Genomic DNA, 20,886 nt, shown 5'->3' with positions numbered 1-20,886 from the left:
GTTCACCCCAGATAATCAGGTGGGAATACCTGCTGACCATGCTTTTCGGCGATTGTCTGTAATTTTTGTATGGTAGCGGCATCCAGCACTGGCGGAGGAAGGAAATGGCCAGGTGCAACGGGCTGACCAATTTCCTCAAATAACGTTTCCAGACCGGCCGGTACTACGGTGCAAAGCAAATGTGCCGTTTGCTCAGCCTTGTTCTTGAAGCCGTGCACAACGCCCCCTTTGGGAATAGTAATAAAAGTCCCTTTTGTCGCTACGTAGTTACCAAACTCTGATTTAACTTCAATTTCGCCTTCAATTACGTAAAAGGATTCTTCAAAATCCGCGTGGGCATGTGGCCCAGGTCCACTACCGGGCGGTACCAGCATGTCAATAGTGGCGAAAGCGCCTGCTGTATCTTTTCCGCCAACCAGAATTCGGTAGGTACTCCCACCAACTGAAACGCTTCTCCCCTCTTCAGCGCCAACGGCGATTGGTTTTTTATGATTTTCCATCATGATTCGATTTAAATACTAGGCAAATTTCGGGAGCTGTCTTGCCGAAAAATATCTCAATAAGACCATAAAACAGTCGCATCGGGCAAACCGAAATATACAGCCTTCAGATCTATGTTATCATAAGAGTAGAACATGACACAAAAAGTAGCGAAAAACTCACTCTGTCGGATTCGACTATTTTTCCGGCTTTAAGCGCTATTTTCAGCTCTTTTTTAACGCCTACTTTGCCGTATCAAAAGTAAATCACACGGCAATGAAAAAATTAGCAATGCCTTATACGAAAGGCGGACTCCAATTAAAAAACCATGTTGTAATGGCTCCGATGACGCGCAGTCGGGCGCTGCATAATCTGCCTAATGAGTTGATGGCTACTTATTATCAACAACGTTCTGGGGCAGGGTTGATCGTAACTGAAGGGACTTCACCCAGTCCGGAAGGATTGGGCTATCCTCGCATTCCGGGTATCTTCTCCGAAGCACAGATTGAAGGCTGGAAGGAGGTTACGAAAGGCGTGCACGAGAATGGGTCTAAAATATTTGTTCAGTTGATGCATACTGGACGGATAGCTCATGTCGCAAACCTACCAGTGGGCTATCAGCCGGTAGGTCTTTCTGATCGTAAAGCGACTGGAGAAATTTACACAGACAAAGAAGGCTTGCAAGAATATTCCAAGCCTGTAGCCCTGGATGAACAAGGTATAACCTATGTGATCAATGACTTTGTCAAAGCTGCCCAGAATGCTATTCGAGCTGGTTTTGATGGTGTAGAACTTCACGGCGCCAACGGTTACCTGTTGGAACAATCACTAAATCCTCATGTCAACACCCGTACCGATAATTATGGTGGAAGTATACAAAATCGCAGCCGTTTAATTCTGGAGATCGTCGAAAAGATTGCCGTTAGTATCGGCCCTGAAAAAGTGGGTCTACGCATATCGCCGTACTCAACCCTGAGCGATATGCCTGCATACGACGAGGCCGACGTACACCAGACCTATGCACACCTGAGTAGCGAATTGAGTCGCCTGAACATTGCGTACATCCACATTTCCGACAGTCCTTCGATACCTCAAAAAACGCATCAGGCCATTCGCAACGCTTTTTCCAATACAATTATTTACTGTAACGGATTAACTGCGGAAACCGCCGAAGCAAAATTACAGGATGGATCGGCCGATTTGGTGGCCTTTGCCAGAAGCTTCCTGTCTAACCCAGATCTCATGAGCAGAATCGAGAAAAACGCTTCTCTCAATGAGGTAGACTACATGACACTATACACTCCTGATGCGCAAGGTTACACGGATTATCCTGTATTAGAAGAAGTGACACAAATCGCATAAACGGCCATCGTGCCTACCTCTTATTTGCGACCGATCCTATTGTTCAACTCAAACATTCAACTAACATGAGAAAAGTAACGTACAACCAGTTTGGCGACGAAAGCGTATTGGAATTAACTGAGCAGGTAATACCAAGTATACAGAAAGATCAATTGCTGATCCGGGTAAAAGCGGTCTCTATTAATCCGCTGGATTGGAAAGTTTATGGTGGAGAAATGAAATTAATGTCAGGCTCTACATTCCCCAAATCGGTTGGCATCGATTTCTCCGGAATTGTAGAACAAACCGGTAGTTCCGTTACCAGCTTTAAAGTGGGCGACGCAGTAATCGGCCTACTGGACGTATTTAAAGGCGGAGCCTTAGCCGATTATGTTGCCGTAAACGAAAGCGATATTGCCCCTAAACCAGCCAATCGCTCATTTGAGCAGGCAGCCGCACTACCCGTAACCGGACTATCAGCGCTACAGATTATTGACAAACTGGCGGCCGTTGGCGCTGACCAGGACGTATTAATTAACGGTGCTACCGGCGGAGTTGGCCTGTTTGCTGTGCAGATTGCCAAAAAACGTGGTGCCAAGGTGACCGCGGTTGTCAGTACGAAAGGCGTTACCGAGGCAGCAAAATGGGGCGCCGAAACGGTAATCGACTACAATAAGCAGGATATCAAGCGGCTCAACCAACAGTTCGACGTAGTTATTGACCTATCGACTAAACTTTCGTTTAGCGATGCAAAGGGTCTGATGAAATCAAAAGCTGTTTTTGTCAGTACGCTTCCTTCCCCAATGTCGCTGGCTTACTCGTTTGTTAATAATCTATTTTCCGGGCAAAAATTCAAGATCCTGATCTTGAAACCATCCGTTGAAGGATTCAATACGTTAACGAAGCTAGCAGAAGGCGATCTGCAGATCGAGCTGGACAAGACGTATTCCTTCACCAACATTAGAGAGGCTTATAGAGAAGCCCGTCGGGGTAAACTTATTGGAAAGTCAGTAATTGTTCTTGACTGAAGCTATCCTTCATGGCTGATTACTAATCAACTATAATGTTCTGAAGAATAAATCAGCAAGTAATCCCATTAAAGGTATCTTCACAAAACATAGATATAAGCTACGACTTCAGGAGTTATAATAGTCCTGATATTTTGGTTTCGTATTTTAGACAGCAAGCAGGCGAACGTTGACTAGATAATAGAAAAGGATTGTGGCTACTGGACAACTCAAATTATTGGACAACCTACAATCCTTTTAGGGTCATATGTGTAATAAATTCAGTTGAATTAGGGGTTTCTAAGTTTGCTAGCGCAGCTATTTAAATCAAACCTTGCACCAAAATAATTGTGCCCCGCCACCTTTCTATTTGCAACAGTCGCATTAGCGAGATGCTACTCAAAGGAAATGATCACTACTCTTTATTACAAATTATGCCCTTGTGATTAATACCTGCAAATCAAGTAATTATGTTGTATTTTATTGAATTTTATAAATTCATACCAGCATATATAATATTTAAACCATGGACGCAACTAATTAGGGATTCTTTGGGTTCTACCAGTAGATGTGGCCCGAATCAGTCGAAACAGGTAACCAGGTTTCAACTGATTCGGGCCATATTGTTTTTAGTCCAGTATTTAGCTGAGAACTTTTGTTGATTGATCACCAAACCAAATGACCAATGGGTAGATCGCAGGAAACATTTTCTAAAAAAGAGAAAGAAAAAGCTAGAGATAAAAAAAGACAAGATAAAGAAAAGAAAAAAGAGGTGCGCAAAGCCAATCTCACTAAAGGACAGAGCCTAGATACCATGCTGGCATATGTAGATGAGAATGGCAATCTTACCCATACCCCCCCTGACCTGCAACGCAGGAAAGAGATAGCCATTGAAGATATTGTAATTCAGGTTAGCAGGCAAGAAAATGCCCCTGATCGAGCAAACCGGGAGGGTATTATCAGTTCGTACACAGAATCAAAAGGCTATGGTTTCATCAAAGAAGCGCACGCTCATCAGACAATCTTTTTCCATAAAAGCGGACTAATCGATCAAATCCGTCTGAATGATGTTGTGAGCTTCCAGGTTGAAACGACCCCTAAGGGACTAAGCGCCATCGACATCCGGAAGCTTCGTTAACTTACAATTGGGGTCAGCTTCTACATTGCCAATGTGGTCACAATAGTTAACCTCTACACACGTTAACTTATTAGATCATTAGGGTTTTAGTTTCACCCGGATACGCTCTCCACTTAAATAAACTGGCGGTTGTATTCACTTAACCGTCATACATGTCACTCGACTCTTCAGTTTAACAAGGAATGCTTGTAAGCAGCTTAAGCATATTTGTGAAGCCTGCTTATAAAACAGATTGTTGTTACCTTCCCCATTAGTCTAAGGTAACGCTTTTGGTAGCTTTTAAACCACTTTGTTTCCTCGTAGCTGTGAAAAACTCAACGAATCTGACCGTGCTTACCGATTTAAATGGAATGGCATAGACAGCCTTGTCTCGATTCGAAAAATACTGTTAACGGATCACTTATTTTGGCAAACTAAATGCAAAAAACAACGGCAAAAGATCGACAACGAATTGCTCACCAAGCAACTGAAGCCAGTAAAAAACCTTACCTAGTCCGAAACATGCCCAAGACAGTGCTTTACCTCACCTACGAGCAAGCGGCAAAGCGCACGGATTTGATTCCTCAATTTATGCCTACTGATTGTTAATCAGGCAGATTTGGTAAGCCATACTCACTTCTTTCAAAATATGTTTCATTCTGACTTACTTGTTCAGAGGCTAAACAAGGGTGTAGTACGGTTTTTACTAATGAATTAACTTCAACGATAGATTTCTTTATGCTATTCTTTCTATGAACAAACAAGCCTATATTCAGAACGTAATTAACTGGGTTAGACTAAATGGGTATACGGATATTAAAGCCAATGCAGAAGGTTATTCAATGCCAGCTAGCTATGGGCGACAAGGTGATGGAAAGTCATTTGTTCCGGATGTAAGCGGGCAACAAGGTGACCAAACATCTTATTTTGAAATCGTCCTTAAAACAAAGGAAACGGAAGAATTAACCGTTAAGCTGAAACTGCTTCATCAATTAGCCCGACTGCGCGGTGGCCAATTATTTTTGATGACTCCCAAAGGCCACTCCATTTTTGCCAAAGCCATTGTTGATACCAACCGAATATCAGCCGAAATCATTGTTTTACCGGATCGTAAAAAGGTAAGTTAACCTATTTCAATCTGGCTAATCGTTACGTATTGTACTTAATAAAACTCATCGCTTTCAAAATGGCATTTATTGATAAAGTTCTTCAACAACCTTCCTATGGATGGAGTGATCAAAATGGTGAGTTAATTATTCCGACAACTAAACAACTCTATCGAGAAGCTTTTTCCCGAATCAATGTGTTTCAAACCAAAAAGAATTGGGTTTCCGCCATGAGCTGGCTGATGGCATTATGCCTGGTCCCTTTTGTTCTACTGGCTTTCCTGAAGTACTTTACCATTCAATTATTTGCCCTTGGGTTTCTATATGGCATTCTCATTATGAGTACCCATGCTACTATTTGGTTTCATCGATACAGTACTCATAAAGCATACACGTTTAGCCATCCGGTCTGGCGATTTATAACGCAAAATCTAGTACTACGAACTTTTCCCGAAGAAATTTATGTAGTATCACACCATGTACACCATTCAAAATCAGATCAGCCTGGCGATCCTTATAATGCCAAAGGTGGCCTAATGTATTGCATGTTATCGGATGTCAATCATCAGAGCATTGCCAAAGATCTGACTGAAGAAGAATATACGAAGGCTTCTGGTTTCTTAACGCATACGGGTATTCGAGTTAACAACTACGCAATGTACCAAAACTGGGGCTCTATCGCCTGTCCCTATTATACCGCTGGCTTATGGTTACTAAATTGGTCGTTCTGGTATGGTGTCTTTTTTTTGATTGGTGGCCACGGATTAGCCTGTGCTTTGTTTACAGGGGCCTTGTTTTGGTTCGTTCTAGTGCGCGCCTTTAATTATACGGGGCATGGCAAAGGGGAGGTCAAACACGTGGAGGGTGTTGATTTCGACCGTCGGAATCTATCGGTGAATCAGACACGTCCAGGCATTTTTTCTGGGGAATGGCATAATAATCATCATCTATATCCAAGCAGTGCTCGTGCCGGTTTTCTTCCGTTTCAATTGGATCTGGCCTGGGTATATATCTACAGCTTATATAAACTTGGAGCCGTAGCGTCTTATCGAGATAACAAAGCAGACTTCTTAAAAAAATACGTTCGTCAACAGCAATGCGAAATTACCCGGTCTTAATTTCCCAGTCTTTTTAGCTCAGCACTAGTAACCAATTCTTCCAGGCCTGGAAGAATTGGTTACTTTACAAAATGCTATTGTAATTACTTGGCAGCAAACGATACTTATAACAGCTTAAACTGTTAAAAATTTTTATATGATAACAGTTTTATCTGGTCTGTAGTGTGTGTCTAGACAGGTAAATACACACTGAAAGTTGCCCCCTGCCCAGGTTGACTTTGAGCGGTTATCCATCCGCCATGATTGGTTACTACTCTCTCGCAAATGGCCAGCCCAATGCCTGTACCCGCATACACCTTAGCTGCATGTAGCCGTTGAAACACCGTAAAGATGCGGTCCAAATATTTTGCATCAAAACCAATCCCGTTATCCTGTACATCAATTCGGTAATAAGCAAACGATGCTTCAGCCGGATGAACTTCGGCAGGTAAGTCTTCAGCCAGGACCTGTGCAGCAAACACTCTAACTTGGGGTACGACCAACTCGTCTAACGCCGGGATGGGATGGAATTTGAGTGCGTTACTCAGTAAGTTGCGAAATAGCAGGTTTAATTGGGATTCGTCTCCTCGCACGGTCGGCAGGTCGTCCAATATCAGTTGAGCTCCTGTTTCCTGAATAGGTAGCTCGAAATCCTGAATCAGTGCATCCATAAGGGAGGTCAGACTGACGGCTTTAACCTGGTGTGGCTGAGTTCCAATGCGCGAGTAAGCCAACAAGTCCTTTATTAAACGGGACATCCGATTGGCAGCCACTTGCATACGCGATAAATAACTACTATCTGCACCTAGCTGGCCACCATGTTTTTGCTGCAACAGGTCGCCAAATTGCTGGATTTTCCGTAAAGGTTCTTGCAAATCATGGCTAGCCACATACGCAAATTGCTGCAGACGCTCATTGGAGCGTCGTAACTCCGCCAAGGACGATTCCAACTGCTGAGTTCGCTGAATCACCTGCTGCTCAAGGGCCAGTTGTCCCTGTCGTTGTTGGGTTACTTCCTGCACCATGCCACTAATCTTGTAGGCCTGGCCCTGAGGGGTAAAATACGATTTCCCCAACGAATAAAAAATCCGTTCAGCTTCATTAAGGCCTAAGCGGACTCGGTATTCAACCTCATAATGGCCATCTGATCCCGAAGCGGTAGCCGCTTGCATCGATGCCCGTACCCGAGCCCAATCTTCAGAATGAACAAACTGAAAAGCTAGCTCAGTAGTAATAAGCTGATCTGCTTCAATGCCGTGCCAGGCCCGTAGTCGTGGGGAATAATCAATTTGGCCTGTAGCCAGATCATATTGCCATGTTCCCAATTGGGCCAGTTCAATGGCTCGTTGCAGATCTTCCTGAACTTGTTGGGTAAGTTGCCGTTCCATAACCGCCTTAGTAATATCCTGGGCAGTACCTGACAGGCGGATAGGCTGTCCATGCTCATCAAAATAAGCTTGACCAATCGCCTGTAGCCAGCGCAGCTGACCATTGTCCCGGCGGTTGATGCGGAATTCAATTTCGTATTTACCTCCGGATTTTGGATTCAAAGCCCACTGCATGGCCTGCTCAATGGGTTGCTGATCGCCAGGATGGACATAGCTCAGTAGGGCCTGAGGTTGGGAAAAAGTACGGGTGTCGAAACCGGTTATTCCATAGAGCTCCTGAGTGCGTTGATCCCACCAAGCTACTTGAGTGTGTAGGTTAATATCCCAAGTACCGATTCCGGCGGCTTGTAGAGCAAAGCGCAACCGTTCGTTTTCGGCTTCTCCATTCTGATGAGGAGGTGTTGAAGGTGAAGTCATATGTTGGTTCGGATACCCATTGCGAAACTAACCAAAAAGGTTAAAACTTAGCCATTACAAAACCGGATTAATGTAGTTCAGACGTTATGAACTACAACTTACCTCCTCACAAGATAACGCTTCGCATTAGTCTAATAATGGACAAGCATGAGGCCAGTTGAATGTAAATTTTCCATTGGAGAGGGTACGCCTAACTCAAACATTTCTAGCCCATTTAATATTTCCTCAAATTAAGCTCAAATGGTTGTAAGCCTGCGGGTAAGTGTGCTTTGAATAAGTGGTTGTCACCACATATTTCTTCTGAATGATACCTTTCAGGTTAGCATGTTTCATAAGTCGGACTACGCGAGGTCTGGATACTTTTATACCCTGAGCATGAAGGTCTTGAGTAATTTTAGGGTTTACATATTTATACTGAGGTGAATAAGCCACCGATTAACTGTATAATAGTCTGATTTTCAATGTTCCTTTTGGTGGGTCACTGGGTTAGCTAATAATAGCTACTACATCTCACATGCATTACTATACACTTCGTCTCAACGGGAAACTCGGTTTGGTGAGCCTTTATAAATCAGAATATTTACCGTCTCCTCTAGGGAAGGTGCCGTCTGCCTTTTTAGAGTATCGCGTCGCTTCGGCGATCCGATCCAACTCAACTTGTTTGATTTCCTTTTTCAGCCGCACTATTTCTTGTTGTTCTTGGCTGGATTGGATTCGGCTGATGGTTCCGGCACCATGAGCCACCGCTCGTTCTCTATGCCATTGGGTCAATATCTGGGCAGTAGGACCTAATTCTTGAGCCGTCTCTTTTAGAGAACCTTTTGCCTCGGATAGCTCCACGGCCATCTTTTTAAACTCTTCCGTGGCTGCCCGTGCGGTCGTACTATCTTCTAGTGGTTTTGGTGGTCAACTAAGTTAAATGAGTCTCAACAAAATGTCCAGTCAAATGTAGCAGCTCCACTTTGAATAGTTCTCCTTTATAAACATCATTGATAACTATTCATATATCTGTTGCTATATTCTATCTATAAAAATATAGTGCAACTAAAGAAAAAAGCTCTTACGCCATATAACGTAAGAGCTTGATAATCAATGAGCCAGTGGAGGGATTCGAACCCCCGACGCGCTTGCGCATCCTGATTACAAATCAGGCGGAATCGACCGCTATCCGACACTGGCAATCCTTAATCCATTTCTGAATTGTGGTGCAAAACTAACGATTTTGCGCGTTACATGCAAAAGCAATTTTATTTTTTGTCATATATGCAATCAAAACGTAGTAAGCTTATGCCTGTGCTACCCGCAACTGATGCCGAAGATCAGCCAGTTGTTTTTCGGCATCAGCAATTTTTTTGTCAATGTCAGCGCGGAGCTTGTCAGCGTTTTTCGAACGGGCGAAAAATTCGATATTGTTCCGATACGTAGCAATATCATTTTCAATCGCCGTGATACGTCGACGGATGTCGCTTTCCCGCTTGTTATCTCCTCCATCACGATAGCTGCCTCCCCGGTTCGAATCGCGTCCGCCACGAATGGCTTCGGCTTCGCTTTGCAGCATGATTCGCTCTTTATCTTTTGCTGGAATTTTACCTGTTGCGCCAACCAAAGCATTCACTGCATTGATATACCGCTTCTGGGTCGACTGCATATCTTTCTTCGGCACGAAACCAATGGCGTTCCATTCCTTCTTGAACTCATTCAGTTGAGAGAGGTCGGCGTTGGCCGTAGCTGCGGCTTCGATACGTTCAATCAGAGCATTTTTCTGCGCTAAATTCTCTTCAAATTCACGCTCAGTTTCCTGATTTTTAGAGCGTTTTTTATCGAAGAAGGCGTCACAGGCAGCTTTGAATCGGTCGAAGATAGAATTCTTCTGTTTCTCTGGAACCTGACCAATATTTTTCCACTGCTTCTGTAGCTCAATTACCGTCTGCGTAATCTCTGGCGATTCCTGTCCAGCAGCCAGAATAGCTTCTACCTGCTCGCAAAGCTGAACTTTTGCCCGCAGATTTTCTTCTCGCTTGCTTTCTAACTGCCGGAAAAATTCACCCTTGTTATGGAAGAATGTTTTCAGAGCAGCCCAGAATTTTTTGCTTAACTCTTTACCTTCCTCACGCGGCATAGGCCCCTTAATGGCATTCCAACGATCCTGAAGGCCCATAACCACTTTGGTCCGGTCATTCCAGTCATTTATGCTGTTCGACGTAAATGAAGTTAGCGGGACCAGCTCTTCATAAATAGCCGATTTTTCTTCATATAACTGAGCCGATTCTTTCCGCTGCTCATTGGTTTGGTCGCGACGCTTATCATACAGCACATCCAGAGCCGCTTTCATCCGCCCCCACAGCACTTCCTGCTCAGCTTTAGGAGCCGGTCCAATGTGTTTATATTCTTCGAACAGGGCATTCGCTTCGTCAATCGTTTGGCGGGTGACAGCCGTTTCTCCCACGGCTTTTGCCATCGCTTCTACCTTCTCGATAACCTCCGTTTTGAGCGTAGCGTTACGTTTACGGTCAAGCTCTTTAAGCTCAAAGTAAATGTTACGATTGCTGTAATAACGGTCTACCAGAGCATGATACGTAGCCCACAACGTAGCATTATGCGGGGAATTCATGTTTCCAGCCGCTTTCCACTCGTCCTGAATCTTTTTAAACTCGTTCCAGCTCACTTTCGGATCGCCCGCGTTGTTTTCGTCGTTTTCAACGAGTTCGCGCAGGCGGGTAAGTAGCTCGGTTTTGGCGGCAAAATTGTTATCCTTCGCCTTATCCAAATTCTGGAAGTACGTGTTTTTCTGACTTTTAATTTGCTTATACAGCTCATCGAACCGCTGTACCAAATCGTCATACTTATACTCAAAACCTTCTTCGGCGCCAGTTTCCGCTACGTATGTTTGCAGGGCCGCTTCCCGTTCAGCGCGTTTCATCTGATCGAACAAGGGCTTAACTTCTTTGAGCACTTGATCGGCCTTTTTGAAATCACTGGGATTTACACTTGCCGTGCTTATAGTCGCCATCTGCGTTTCGAGCAGGTTTACAAAATCCTGTTTCGAAAAATGGCTATAATCCGTAGCAGGCTGAGAAGATTGATCTGCTTCTTCCTCTGGTTCCGGCACAGTGGCATATTGGGCGGTTATATCTTCGCTTATAGCTGGCTCTGCCTCAGTTTGTTCTAAAGCCGGCGCTTGTTGAGCTACCGTCTCGGCCGAGGTTTCAGCCGTAGGCTCGTCAGCCGAAACCGATGAACCCATATCCTCAGTTTCCGCTATGTGCACCGGTACATCGGCTTCAGGCGAAATAGCCGGTTCTTCTACCGACATAGCCGGCGTGTCAGCACTTGCTGCCGATGCAACGGGCTCATTCACCGTATCTGAAGCTGTATTGTCCGTTTCTGAAACCTCTTCGGGAGTTACTGATACGTCTTCGTTCGCAACAGGGGCAGACTCAGTCAAATTGGTTGTTGTTTCGGATGATACGGGTGTTGTTTCTGTAACACCTGTGGCCTCTGTGGGTTCGTCAGAGAGCGTAGACGTAGCGTCCGCCGATTGGGGCGTAGCTGCTGCACTCTCAGCTTCCGATTCGCCGGGCGTAGCCGCAACGAGGTCTTCCGCTCCAGAGGGGGTAAAGGATTCGGGGGTATTCACTGCCAGCGCATCGGTTGCCTGATTCGTGGTTTCCGGTTGCTGGTTAATTTCCTGTTCTTGGTTTGCCATGTTGGGAACGTACCGATTACTTTTGCAAAAGTACGATTATATACGGATTTTCTTGTAGTAGCGTCAGTGAAAAGGCGATAAATAGAGCAATCATAATGTCCTCAGACATCAGTCATTTACGTAACGAATACACACTGGCCGGCTTGGATATCGCCGATGTGCTACCCAACCCTGTTTCCCAGTTTCAAAACTGGTTCGATGCGGCTGTTCAGGCAAAGGTTCCGGAACCAAATGCCATGCACCTCAGTACCGTAACCTCAGAAGGTCGGCCCGATGGACGTATTGTGCTTCTGAAAGGCGTTTCTGAGGCTGGATTCGTCTTTTTTACCAATTACGAGAGCCGGAAAGGGCAGGAATTAATTGCCCACCCTTTTGCCAGTCTTACCTTCTTTTATCCTGAACTGGAACGGCAGATTCGGGTCGAAGGTCGGGTCGAGAAAGTTAGTTCAGAAGAATCTGATACGTATTTTAATAGTCGCCCTCGCGGAAGTCAGATTGGAGCCTGGACATCGCACCAAAGTTCGGTAATTCCGAATCGAGATGTATTAGAAACCCGTCAGCACGAAATCGAAGTTCAATTTGAGAATCAAACAATTCCTCGCCCACCCTACTGGGGCGGTTTTAGAATCGTACCCAACGTCGTGGAGTTCTGGCAAGGACGTCCCAGCCGCCTGCACGACCGGATTCGGTACCGGAAAGAAGGAGAAAGCTGGATGATTGAGCGGCTGTCGCCCTGATTTAAAGAGCGAAAGAGTGAATGAGTGAAAGAGCGAACCTGCCGGATGGTATTCGCTCTTTCACTCATTCACTCTTTCGCTCTTTGACCCGGGTAAAATTCAGAAACAGCTTTCTTTTACGTCTGAACTCCCTTTTCCTCCATTCCTATGACGGGCAGTAAAGCCAGAGCGCATCAGGCCGTATCGAATCGCACGCTGTTTAGTGTTATTTCAGCTTCGTCGGTCGGAACGCTCATTGAGTGGTACGACTTTTATATTTTTGGCAGCCTGGCCGCCATTCTTTCTTCACAGTTTTTCCCGAAAGATAATCCGACAGCCGCCCTCCTGTCAACGCTCGCTACGTTTGCCGCCGGTTTTGTGGTACGTCCGTTTGGTGCACTGGTTTTCGGGAGACTTGGCGATTTGGTAGGCCGAAAATATACGTTTCTGGTAACGCTGGTGCTTATGGGCGGCTCTACGTTCGCCATCGGCCTGATTCCCGGTTATGCCACGATTGGCTTCTGGGCCCCCTTACTGGTTCTTTTGCTACGTCTCATTCAAGGGCTGGCTCTTGGAGGTGAGTATGGCGGAGCCGCTACGTACGTAGCAGAATACGCACCCGAAGGCCGGCGGGGTTATTACACAAGTTTTATCCAGACTACTGCTACGTTAGGACTGTTCGTTTCGCTGGGCGTGATTCTGATTACGCGTGAAACGTTAGGCGTCGATACGTTTTCCGAATGGGGTTGGCGTGTGCCGTTTCTGCTATCGATTCTGTTGGTCGCCGTATCCATTGTGATCCGTATGCGCATGGCCGAATCGCCCCTGTTCTCGAAATTAAAGTCGGAGGGAAAAGTCTCGAAAAATCCGCTGGCAGAAAGTTTTGGTAAAAAACAGAATCTAAAAATGGTTTTGCTGGCCTTGTTCGGAGCCACGGCTGGTCAGGGCGTAATCTGGTATACAGGCCAATTTTACGCGTTATCGTTCATTCAGAAAGCCTGTAACGTAGAGTTTGTGCAATCGAACCTGATTGTAGCGATTGCGCTACTGGCTGCTACGCCCCTTTTTGTAGTCTTTGGCGGATTATCGGACCGAATTGGACGGAAGTCGATCATGCTGGCGGGAATGCTGCTGGGCATCATTACGTATCGCCCAATTTATGATAAAATGTACAGTCTGACCGATTTATCGAAACAGCAGGAAGTTACCGATGCCCGCACCATCGACCGAAAACAAGTCAAACTAGGCAACGGTGATACTCAGGTAACAACAACGACGACCCATATCTACACGGATGGGTTAATCGCCAAAGACGTTGAAAAAACCGTAGCGTCCGCTAAGCCGGAATTGAGCAAATCCGTTACGTTGCCCGACGGCAGTTTCTGGCTGATGGTTCTGCTGGTATTTGTGCAGGTTGCTTACGTAACGATGGTTTACGGGCCGATTGCCGCCTTTCTGGTAGAGTTGTTTCCGACCCGTATTCGCTATACATCAATGTCGCTGCCCTACCATATCGGTAACGGCGTGTTTGGTGGATTGACGCCATTTGTCGCTACGGCGCTGGTTGCCACGGCGACAAAAGCCAACCAGGCCGTACCTGGTTCGGTTGATAAGCCTTATCTTGAAGGACTTTGGTATCCTATTCTGGTGGCGGGTGTCTGCTTTGTCATTGGAATTTTATATCTGAATAATAAAAGCTACACCACGGCAGAGGATTAATCTTCTGTTTAGGCCAAGCTCCAGTTTGGCCATAGCAAAATTCAAACGGGCCAAACTGGAGCTTGGCCCAGACATACTATGGAACTTCTTAAAAAATACCTCGGCGTAGTATGGATTGGACTCGGCCTCTACGTTGGCTACGACCGGATTACCGACAGCCTGACAAAAATCGACAGCTCACAATTGGAAGACCGTGTCTTTGGTTGGGTAGTTTTGCTGGTGCTTACTCCCATCGTGGTCGGCGGTCTGATTTTGTTCGGGAAATACGCACTGGATGGCGAATATGATTCGTAAGATAGGAAGCCTAATGTTACGTTGGTTAGCCATTTTTCTGCTGACCGTTCTTTCGCCGTTGAGCAACGTAGCGTTTGGGCAATCGTTATTTCCGGCAAATATTAAGCGCGTTCTGTTTCTGGGAAATAGTATTACGTATGCGGGCAAGTACGTAACGGCCATTGAAACGTACTACGTAACACACTACCCAAACCAGCCGATTGAATTCATCAACGTCGGGCTGCCGAGCGAAACCGTTTCGGGACTTTCGGAAGAAGGCCATGCCGACGGAAAGTTCCCCCGCCCTGATTTGCACGAACGCCTGGCCCGCGTTCTGGCGCAAACAAAGCCCGATTTAGTCTTCGCCTGCTACGGCATGAACGACGGCATTTATTTGCCCTTTGATGAAAGCCGATTCGCGAAATTCAAAGAAGGTATTCAGTGGCTGCACGACGAAGTAGTGAAAACGGGAGTCCCTATCATCCACATCACGCCACCCGATTACGACGAGTTAAAGGGCGGCAAAATCGGATATGCTGCTGTCCTCGACCGTTACGCGGATTGGCTGCTTGAACAGAAAACAGTTCAAAAGTGGAACGTAGTGGACATCCATTACCCCATGAAAAAATTGCTGGAAGCCCACCGAAAAGTAGACGCTACGTTCGGTATTACTGCTTTTGCGCTGGCCGAAGATGGTATTCATCCCGGCGATGTTGGCCATTGGGTTATGGCTAAAAGTATACTGCTCGGTATTGGCGAAAAAAGTGTAGCATCGGCTACAGATTTGAAATCTTCGATTGCTTCAATTCCTAATTCGGCCCAAATCAGCAAGCTCATCGCCGATCGGCAAAACCTGATGAAAGATGCCTGGCTGACTGCGACAGGCCACAAACGACCCGGTATGGCTATGGGTCAACCCCTCCCCGAAGCGCAGGCAAAAGCCGCCGACATCGAAAAACAAATCAGAACGTTAGTCAAGTAAAAACGGACGTAGCGCGACCGATATACGGTTAGAAAGCGCATTTTAATAGCTGCCATAATCGTACAAATTTTACCTTTACGTTCTTATTCGTTTTTATCCTTTTACGACTCATGCGTATCCGAACCTTTGACGAATACCAGACAGCTTATCAGAAAAGTGTTGACGACCCGGAAGGATTCTGGGCCGAGATTGCTCAGAATTTCCAGTGGCGCAAACCCTGGACCAAAACGCTTCAGTGGAATTTTACCGAACCCGATGTAAAGTGGTTCGTAGGTGGTAAACTTAATATTACCGAAAACTGCCTAGACCGTCACCTGGCCGAACGGGGTGATCAACCAGCCATCATCTGGGAACCCAACGACCCCAACGAAGCGGGTGTTACGTTGACTTACAGGATGCTTCACGATCAGGTTTGCCGCTTTGCCAACGTATTGAAACGTAATGGCGTCGTGAAAGGCGACCGGGTTTGTATTTATATGCCGATGGTGCCCGAACTGGCCATTGCCGTACTGGCCTGCGCCCGTATCGGAGCGGTTCATTCGGTGGTTTTCGGTGGTTTTTCGGCGCAGAGTATTGCCGACCGTATCAATGATGCCCAGTGTAAAGTAGTAGTTACAGCCGATGGAGCGTATCGGGGAAATAAAGAAATCGGCCTGAAAAGTACGGTCGATGATGCCCTGATCGGTTGCCCGAGTGTGCAGAAAGTAATTGTGATGACACGCACACGCACGCCGGTTTCGATGCTGAAAGGTCGCGATGTGTGGTGGGAACAGGAACTGAAACAGGTTACCGCCGATTGCCCCGCCGAAGAAATGGACGCCGAAGATATGCTGTTCATTTTGTACACATCCGGCTCAACGGGTAAACCCAAAGGTGTAGTCCATACCTGTGGTGGTTACATGGTTTATACAGCTTACACCTTTGAAAATGTATTTCAGTATGAACCAGGTCAAATCCATTTCTGCACCGCCGACATTGGCTGGATTACGGGTCATAGTTACATCGTTTATGGCCCACTGGCCTGCGGTGCTACGTCGATCATTTTCGAAGGCGTTCCGACGTACCCCGATTGCGGTCGCTTCTGGGATATTGTCGATAAATACAAGGTCAACATTCTGTACACGGCTCCAACTGCTATCCGTTCGTTAATGGGTTTTGGACTTGAAAAAGTTGAGAATCACGACCTGAGCAGCTTGCAGGTGTTAGGCTCTGTAGGTGAGCCCATTAACGAAGAAGCCTGGTATTGGTATAACGACAATATCGGCAAAAACCGTTGTCCCATTGTCGATACGTGGTGGCAGACCGAAACCGGCGGTATGCTGATTTCCCCCCTGGCGGGCATCACCAAAACGAAACCGACTTATGCTACGTTGCCCCTACCGGGCGTACAGCCGGTTCTGGTCGATGAAAATGGGAAAGAGATTGAAGGGAACGGCGTTAGTGGTAACCTTTGCATGAAGTTTCCGTGGCCGGGCATATTACGTACTACGTATGGCGATCACGAGCGCTGCCGTCAGACGTACTTCGCTACGTATCCGGGACTGTATTTCACCGGCGACGGCTGCCTCCGCGACAAAGACGGCTACTACCGCATCACGGGCCGCGTCGATGATGTACTGAACGTATCAGGCCACCGCATCGGCACTGCCGAAGTCGAAAACGCCATTAACATGCATACGGGCGTAGTGGAAAGCGCCGTTGTAGGTTACCCGCACGACATCAAGGGCCAGGGAATTTACGCCTATGTCATTACTGAAAATAACAGTGGCGGTCATGATGATGAATTAACCAAACGAGACATTCTGGCTACGGTAAGTCGTATCATCGGTCCTATTGCCAAACCTGACAAAATTCAATTTGTAGCGGGCTTGCCAAAAACACGTTCTGGCAAAATCATGCGCCGAATCCTACGCAAAATCGCGGAAGGCGACACCAGCAACTTAGGCGATACCACTACGTTGCTCGACCCGGCGGTGGTGGATGAGATAAAGGCGGGGGCGTTGTAAATTTTCCATCGATTTAATTTGCGGAAGGACCAACAGGGATCTATTAACTCTATTGTTTCTTGTTCTTAAATTAACTAGTATTGTTACGTAATTGCCAATCAGGCAAAGAGGCTGTTCTGATTTGGTTGGATAACTAAATGGCTTATTCCAACCAGTATCTGAACAGCTTTTTTATTGACGCAAAGCTGGATGATAGGCGAACCGGGCCAGTTTATTTATGAACACTATTTTATTCTCGGTCGAAACTCCTTTAGGTTTTATCGTAACAATTGACAAACAACGCTGGGAACTAATTGTCACACAAAAGCATCCCATTTTAGCTGGTCAGGAAGAGTTAATTAAGGATACATTGCAACAACCTGACGAAATTCGAAGAAGCAAATCCGATGAATCGGTATATTTGTTTTATAGAACAATAAAGAAAAAACGTTGGGCTTGTGCTGTGGTTAAGAATCAACTTGACGAAAGGAATTTCTTGATTACAGCTTATCCAACAGATGCGCTTAAGGAGGGCGAAATAATATGGATAAAATAAGTGTTTTTCACGATACGGTAGGTAATACATTAACCGTATGGTTTGGCAATCGTCAGGACGAAACGATTAGCGAAGAAACGGGTGAAGAGCTCATTCTGATGAAAAATGCGCAGGGGGAAGTAATTGGTTTTGAAAAATTGAATTTTCGTCCTGCTGATCATAAAAACCTCCCAGTCAGTTTTGAAGCTGTTACTATTTAAAGCCAAACACCCCGAAAGTTTTTAGCTTTCGGGGTGTTTGCTTTTAACGCTTGGCAGAAATAACACTGGCCGTAGCCAATCTTGCGCCCGTTACGTTCAGCGTATTATTCGATGAACCAGCAGAATCGAGCAGGGGCTTCTGCGACAGAAAAAACGCATTTTCAAATGACAGCGATTCGCTTTTTACGCCAATGAACGTTGCTTTTGTATCGAAGAAAGCTTCCTTAAAACTCGCTTCTTTCAACGTAGTATTTGCGAAATCAACGGCGTTACGAAACCGGCAATTGTCAAAAATATTCCGGCCCGTACAGTTCGCGTGGTTGAACGTCAACAGACCGTCGGTGGTGCACATCGAGAAATCCAGATTGCTTCTGAAATCACCCAGATTGAAACGGGCATCTCCCGCAAACACCGCACTCTGGAAGTAAACAACGCCTGCCCAGATGGTTTTCCAGAAGCTGGCCATCTTCGCAAAATGGGCCGTTTGAAAGCGCGCTTCCATGGCAAACAGAGTTCCGTCGAAATAGGCTTCCGAACCAAACCGGGCACCCTCAAACGTTACGTTCCGGTTAAACTGGCTGTTCGCAAATGAGCTGATACCACGTACCGCAATCGATTGAAAACTGGTTTCGCCGTTGAGTTTGCAGTTCAGAAACGTCAGGTTTTTCCCAAAATCGCAGAGAATTGTCTGACCGTTACGTTGGCTGAATGCCGTTACTTTTCCCGTGAATACGCAGTTTTTGAAGTAAACCGACGATTCAATCGCAACGCTACGTATCGATTCCGTTTGCGGATATGTTGCCAACGTAGTGAAATCCAGGTCGCCTTCAATCGTTTTGTTTTCGATAAAAACGGGCTCTCCCTTGCTGATTTTTTCCAGAACGCTACGTGCCGGGATGGGTTTTGTGTCGGTTGCCGTGGCCGTACAGGCCAGGCAACCCACGCAAAGCATCAGCATCGCAACCAGATTATTTAGATTTAGCACCTTTAAGTAACTGGGTTGATTGACCTTGTACATATTGTTTAACTTTCTGAGCCAGGGCACCACTTTTCTTCTGCTGACGTAGGAAGTTAAAAATCTCCTGCGGAGCATACGCGTTCAGGTGTTCGGCATTAACCGCTGTAGCAAACTGCTTACGCGTATTTTTGGGGCTTTTGATGGTCAGTTTGTTTTTGAACGAGAAAGCCGTCCCTGCCTGGTCATAGCCTTCACGAGCGGCATAACCGTTTCTAAATTTGATCGGCCGATCCGTCGTGTAGAAGTAGTTATCCTCTTCATCGTATTCATCGAACGTATCGTCGGCATCCACCATCAAGACCAGGTAATACGAGCCGCTCAGATTTGATGGCGTTTTATACGTAGCACGTACCCCATCGTCGGTTCCGAACAATACTTCTGACAGGCTGCTGTAGGCTGGAATGTTTATGTTCAGATCGCAGTTTCCATTCGCACAATTAAACTTGTTCGCTGGCAGCTTTTTGTTTGAATACGTATGTTGAAACAGTACCCCGTAGTCATTAGCATTTTTTGCATTGTAGTAAATGTAGTACGCTGTCCAGGGTGTTTTAGACATAGCGTCAGAACTACCACCGTTGTAGATATTGAATTCAACCGCTCTGGCCGATGCTATACCAGTTGATTCATAATCAGACGCATCCGAATTCACCCACGCCACTAAATCAACGTCATCAGTGCCAGGATCAGGCTGTGGATTAGGGTTGGGTTGCGGATCGTCGTTCGGTTTAACCGCAGTTTCGCTCATCACAAACAGTTCTTTTCCTCCATCCTTCGTAGGAATCAAAAATGTGTTAAGCATGAAATTGTAGTCGATCCAGATAAATCCTTTGCTGCCCCAGGTTGTTCCCCAGGAGTTGATGACTTTGAAAGCGCCATTCGGCCCTTTTTTGTCATCATAGCCAACAATTGTCAGCGCGTGGCCTGCGTGCATACCTACTTTATCATACGTAGTGTTCGATGACAGTACGTTGTCGCTGTTCCAGGTCATAAAATTGTCGGCGAGTTCGGCCCCAATTATAACCGGTACTTTATTGACCAACTGCTGCTTAACAGCCGTAACGGTCGGGTCGACCAGACGATACGCTTTAATTTTATGTTTAGCCGCTTCGGTATCCCAGCTGGCCGATGCCGTCGCTTTACTGCAATCCCCTAAATTGGTATAAGGAGCCACCGCTAACGTAGCACCGCCCCGTGCCATAAGTACATCCATAATGGGTTCAAAATTCGTCCCATTACAGTTATCGCCCTTTTCTTTCGGATCAATAGCGGTAAACAAGTCGCGCGGGCTGATCTGGTAAGAAGAACTACTTAACTGGGTAGTTGTATAGCCTTTAGCAATACCTTCAATAGCCGTTTTTGCGTAGTAACCCGTTGCCCAGACTGCACAAGTGCCATAAGGACCCTGATCGCCGACGGGTGGCAGATACTGGGTCATATCAAACGAAGCAGGCAGATTGTCAGCTTTAACAGCGCCAAATTTGATGGCATACGGGGCGTCGGTCAGGTCTTCTTTCTGAGCATTTAAGCCAAGCGCATAGCCGGTTGTGTTAGTGGGTTTGTTTCCAGGATTAGGCCCCTGTTCTTCTATCGTTTTACAGCCGAACAGCAATGCAGTTACGGCTGTTGCTGTCAAAATTCGTGTGGTGTTCATAAAGTATTTTAAATGTTGTTTAAAAAGAGGATTGTACGTCGGTATATCGGCGCCTTGCCGACAAACGACGCCACGAAATTGGGCGGCTACGGCCCGACGAGAAATGGGAATCCGCTTCAACTGTTCA

The 20,886-nt window shown here is 46.1% G+C and carries 18 protein-coding genes, 1 tRNA gene and 1 pseudogene; 12 read left to right on the top strand and 8 right to left on the bottom strand.

Going from position 1 to position 20,886, the window contains the following annotated elements:
• Positions 1 to 2: 2 nt before the first annotated feature.
• Positions 3 to 503, bottom strand: a complete 501-nt coding sequence (locus ACYVF1_RS08105; protein ID WP_461077387.1) for a cupin domain-containing protein — start codon at positions 501 to 503, stop codon at positions 3 to 5.
• Between the two features lie 253 nt (positions 504 to 756).
• Here ACYVF1_RS08105 and ACYVF1_RS08100 point away from each other — a divergent pair, with 253 nt between their 5' ends.
• The 5 genes from ACYVF1_RS08100 (at position 757) to ACYVF1_RS08080 (ending at position 6,169) form a co-directional block, all read left to right on the top strand.
• Complete coding sequence (locus ACYVF1_RS08100; protein ID WP_461077385.1) at positions 757 to 1,842, top strand: alkene reductase; 1,086 nt, start codon at positions 757 to 759, stop codon at positions 1,840 to 1,842.
• A 65-nt stretch (positions 1,843 to 1,907) separates the two neighbouring features.
• On the top strand, positions 1,908 to 2,849 hold the full coding sequence (locus ACYVF1_RS08095; protein ID WP_461077383.1) for an NAD(P)-dependent alcohol dehydrogenase: 942 nt from the start codon (positions 1,908 to 1,910) through the stop codon (positions 2,847 to 2,849).
• Between the two features lie 664 nt (positions 2,850 to 3,513).
• Entirely contained in the window at positions 3,514 to 3,966 is a 453-nt protein-coding gene (locus tag ACYVF1_RS08090) for a cold-shock protein (RefSeq protein ID WP_461077381.1), read from the top strand.
• Between the two features lie 731 nt (positions 3,967 to 4,697).
• Positions 4,698 to 5,072, top strand: a complete 375-nt coding sequence (locus ACYVF1_RS08085; protein ID WP_461077379.1) for a hypothetical protein — start codon at positions 4,698 to 4,700, stop codon at positions 5,070 to 5,072.
• Between the two features lie 59 nt (positions 5,073 to 5,131).
• Positions 5,132 to 6,169: a fatty acid desaturase gene (locus tag ACYVF1_RS08080; RefSeq protein ID WP_461077377.1), complete on the top strand. Its 1,038-nt coding sequence runs from the start codon at positions 5,132 to 5,134 to the stop codon at positions 6,167 to 6,169.
• A 170-nt stretch (positions 6,170 to 6,339) separates the two neighbouring features.
• On the opposite strand, the gene ACYVF1_RS08075 is transcribed toward ACYVF1_RS08080, so the two are convergent.
• The 5 genes and pseudogenes from ACYVF1_RS08075 to ACYVF1_RS08055 form a co-directional block, all read right to left on the bottom strand.
• Positions 6,340 to 7,953 (bottom strand): sensor histidine kinase, encoded by a 1,614-nt coding sequence (locus ACYVF1_RS08075; protein WP_461077375.1) that lies wholly within the window; start codon positions 7,951 to 7,953, stop codon positions 6,340 to 6,342.
• A 225-nt stretch (positions 7,954 to 8,178) separates the two neighbouring features.
• Entirely contained in the window at positions 8,179 to 8,385 is a 207-nt protein-coding gene (locus ACYVF1_RS08070; RefSeq protein ID WP_461077373.1) for a transposase, read from the bottom strand.
• Positions 8,386 to 8,517: 132 nt separating this feature from the next.
• Positions 8,518 to 8,805 (bottom strand): annotated as a pseudogene (locus tag ACYVF1_RS08065) (transposase); the annotation flags it as partial.
• 243 nt (positions 8,806 to 9,048) lie between these two features.
• Positions 9,049 to 9,132 (bottom strand) — tRNA-Thr (locus tag ACYVF1_RS08060).
• A gap of 106 nt (positions 9,133 to 9,238) precedes the next feature.
• Positions 9,239 to 11,659, bottom strand: coding sequence for a DUF349 domain-containing protein (locus ACYVF1_RS08055; protein WP_461077371.1), 2,421 nt, complete (start codon positions 11,657 to 11,659; stop codon positions 9,239 to 9,241).
• Between the two features lie 95 nt (positions 11,660 to 11,754).
• Between ACYVF1_RS08055 and pdxH the strand changes: the two genes are divergently transcribed.
• From pdxH to ACYVF1_RS08020, 7 genes are all read left to right on the top strand, one after another.
• A complete protein-coding gene (gene pdxH / locus ACYVF1_RS08050) occupies positions 11,755 to 12,396 on the top strand; it encodes a pyridoxamine 5'-phosphate oxidase (RefSeq protein ID WP_461077369.1) in 642 nt (213 codons plus the stop codon).
• Between the two features lie 147 nt (positions 12,397 to 12,543).
• Positions 12,544 to 14,094 carry an MFS transporter gene (locus tag ACYVF1_RS08045; RefSeq protein ID WP_461077367.1) on the top strand — a complete coding sequence of 517 codons (1,551 nt, stop codon included), beginning with the start codon at positions 12,544 to 12,546 and terminating at the stop codon, positions 14,092 to 14,094.
• 78 nt (positions 14,095 to 14,172) lie between these two features.
• Entirely contained in the window at positions 14,173 to 14,388 is a 216-nt protein-coding gene (locus ACYVF1_RS08040) for a DUF6814 family protein (RefSeq protein ID WP_461077365.1), read from the top strand.
• Between the two features lie 13 nt (positions 14,389 to 14,401).
• The gene (locus tag ACYVF1_RS08035) at positions 14,402 to 15,349 is read left to right on the top strand and encodes an SGNH/GDSL hydrolase family protein (RefSeq protein ID WP_461077363.1); all 948 of its coding nucleotides are present in this window, start codon (positions 14,402 to 14,404) and stop codon (positions 15,347 to 15,349) included.
• A 110-nt stretch (positions 15,350 to 15,459) separates the two neighbouring features.
• Positions 15,460 to 17,355 carry an acetate--CoA ligase gene (gene acs / locus ACYVF1_RS08030; protein ID WP_461077361.1) on the top strand — a complete coding sequence of 632 codons (1,896 nt, stop codon included), beginning with the start codon at positions 15,460 to 15,462 and terminating at the stop codon, positions 17,353 to 17,355.
• 217 nt (positions 17,356 to 17,572) lie between these two features.
• The gene (locus ACYVF1_RS08025; protein ID WP_461077359.1) at positions 17,573 to 17,890 is read left to right on the top strand and encodes a hypothetical protein; all 318 of its coding nucleotides are present in this window, start codon (positions 17,573 to 17,575) and stop codon (positions 17,888 to 17,890) included.
• Complete coding sequence (locus tag ACYVF1_RS08020; protein WP_461077357.1) at positions 17,878 to 18,090, top strand: DUF2283 domain-containing protein; 213 nt, start codon at positions 17,878 to 17,880, stop codon at positions 18,088 to 18,090. Before ACYVF1_RS08025 ends, ACYVF1_RS08020 begins: the two co-directional genes overlap by 13 nt.
• 43 nt (positions 18,091 to 18,133) lie before the next feature.
• On the opposite strand, the gene ACYVF1_RS08015 is transcribed toward ACYVF1_RS08020, so the two are convergent.
• Together ACYVF1_RS08015 and ACYVF1_RS08010 are read right to left on the bottom strand one after the other, a co-directional pair.
• Complete coding sequence (locus ACYVF1_RS08015; protein ID WP_461077355.1) at positions 18,134 to 19,075, bottom strand: pentapeptide repeat-containing protein; 942 nt, start codon at positions 19,073 to 19,075, stop codon at positions 18,134 to 18,136.
• Positions 19,059 to 20,759: a C1 family peptidase gene (locus tag ACYVF1_RS08010; protein WP_461077353.1), complete on the bottom strand. Its 1,701-nt coding sequence runs from the start codon at positions 20,757 to 20,759 to the stop codon at positions 19,059 to 19,061. The genes ACYVF1_RS08015 and ACYVF1_RS08010 overlap by 17 nt, the downstream gene beginning before the upstream one ends.
• Between the last annotated feature and the right edge of the window lie 127 nt (positions 20,760 to 20,886).

This window comes from Spirosoma flavus, from assembly GCF_054778555.1.
This window is presented reverse-complemented; position numbering and strand designations above follow the sequence as displayed.

Excerpts from the sequence above, each read along its gene's own strand:
- ACYVF1_RS08105 (WP_461077387.1), bottom strand. The coding sequence starts at position 503 with ATGATGGAAAATCATAAAAAACCAATCGCCGTTGGCGCTGAAGAGGGG.
- ACYVF1_RS08100 (WP_461077385.1), top strand. The coding sequence starts at position 757 with ATGAAAAAATTAGCAATGCCTTATACGAAAGGCGGACTCCAATTAAAA.
- ACYVF1_RS08095 (WP_461077383.1), top strand. The coding sequence starts at position 1,908 with ATGAGAAAAGTAACGTACAACCAGTTTGGCGACGAAAGCGTATTGGAA.
- ACYVF1_RS08090 (WP_461077381.1), top strand. The coding sequence starts at position 3,514 with ATGGGTAGATCGCAGGAAACATTTTCTAAAAAAGAGAAAGAAAAAGCT.
- ACYVF1_RS08085 (WP_461077379.1), top strand. The coding sequence starts at position 4,698 with ATGAACAAACAAGCCTATATTCAGAACGTAATTAACTGGGTTAGACTA.
- ACYVF1_RS08080 (WP_461077377.1), top strand. The coding sequence starts at position 5,132 with ATGGCATTTATTGATAAAGTTCTTCAACAACCTTCCTATGGATGGAGT.
- ACYVF1_RS08075 (WP_461077375.1), bottom strand. The coding sequence starts at position 7,953 with ATGACTTCACCTTCAACACCTCCTCATCAGAATGGAGAAGCCGAAAAC.
- ACYVF1_RS08055 (WP_461077371.1), bottom strand. The coding sequence starts at position 11,659 with ATGGCAAACCAAGAACAGGAAATTAACCAGCAACCGGAAACCACGAAT.
- pdxH (WP_461077369.1), top strand. The coding sequence starts at position 11,755 with ATGTCCTCAGACATCAGTCATTTACGTAACGAATACACACTGGCCGGC.
- ACYVF1_RS08045 (WP_461077367.1), top strand. The coding sequence starts at position 12,544 with ATGACGGGCAGTAAAGCCAGAGCGCATCAGGCCGTATCGAATCGCACG.
- ACYVF1_RS08040 (WP_461077365.1), top strand. The coding sequence starts at position 14,173 with ATGGAACTTCTTAAAAAATACCTCGGCGTAGTATGGATTGGACTCGGC.
- ACYVF1_RS08035 (WP_461077363.1), top strand. The coding sequence starts at position 14,402 with ATGTTACGTTGGTTAGCCATTTTTCTGCTGACCGTTCTTTCGCCGTTG.
- acs (WP_461077361.1), top strand. The coding sequence starts at position 15,460 with ATGCGTATCCGAACCTTTGACGAATACCAGACAGCTTATCAGAAAAGT.
- ACYVF1_RS08025 (WP_461077359.1), top strand. The coding sequence starts at position 17,573 with ATGAACACTATTTTATTCTCGGTCGAAACTCCTTTAGGTTTTATCGTA.
- ACYVF1_RS08020 (WP_461077357.1), top strand. The coding sequence starts at position 17,878 with ATGGATAAAATAAGTGTTTTTCACGATACGGTAGGTAATACATTAACC.
- ACYVF1_RS08010 (WP_461077353.1), bottom strand. The coding sequence starts at position 20,759 with ATGAACACCACACGAATTTTGACAGCAACAGCCGTAACTGCATTGCTG.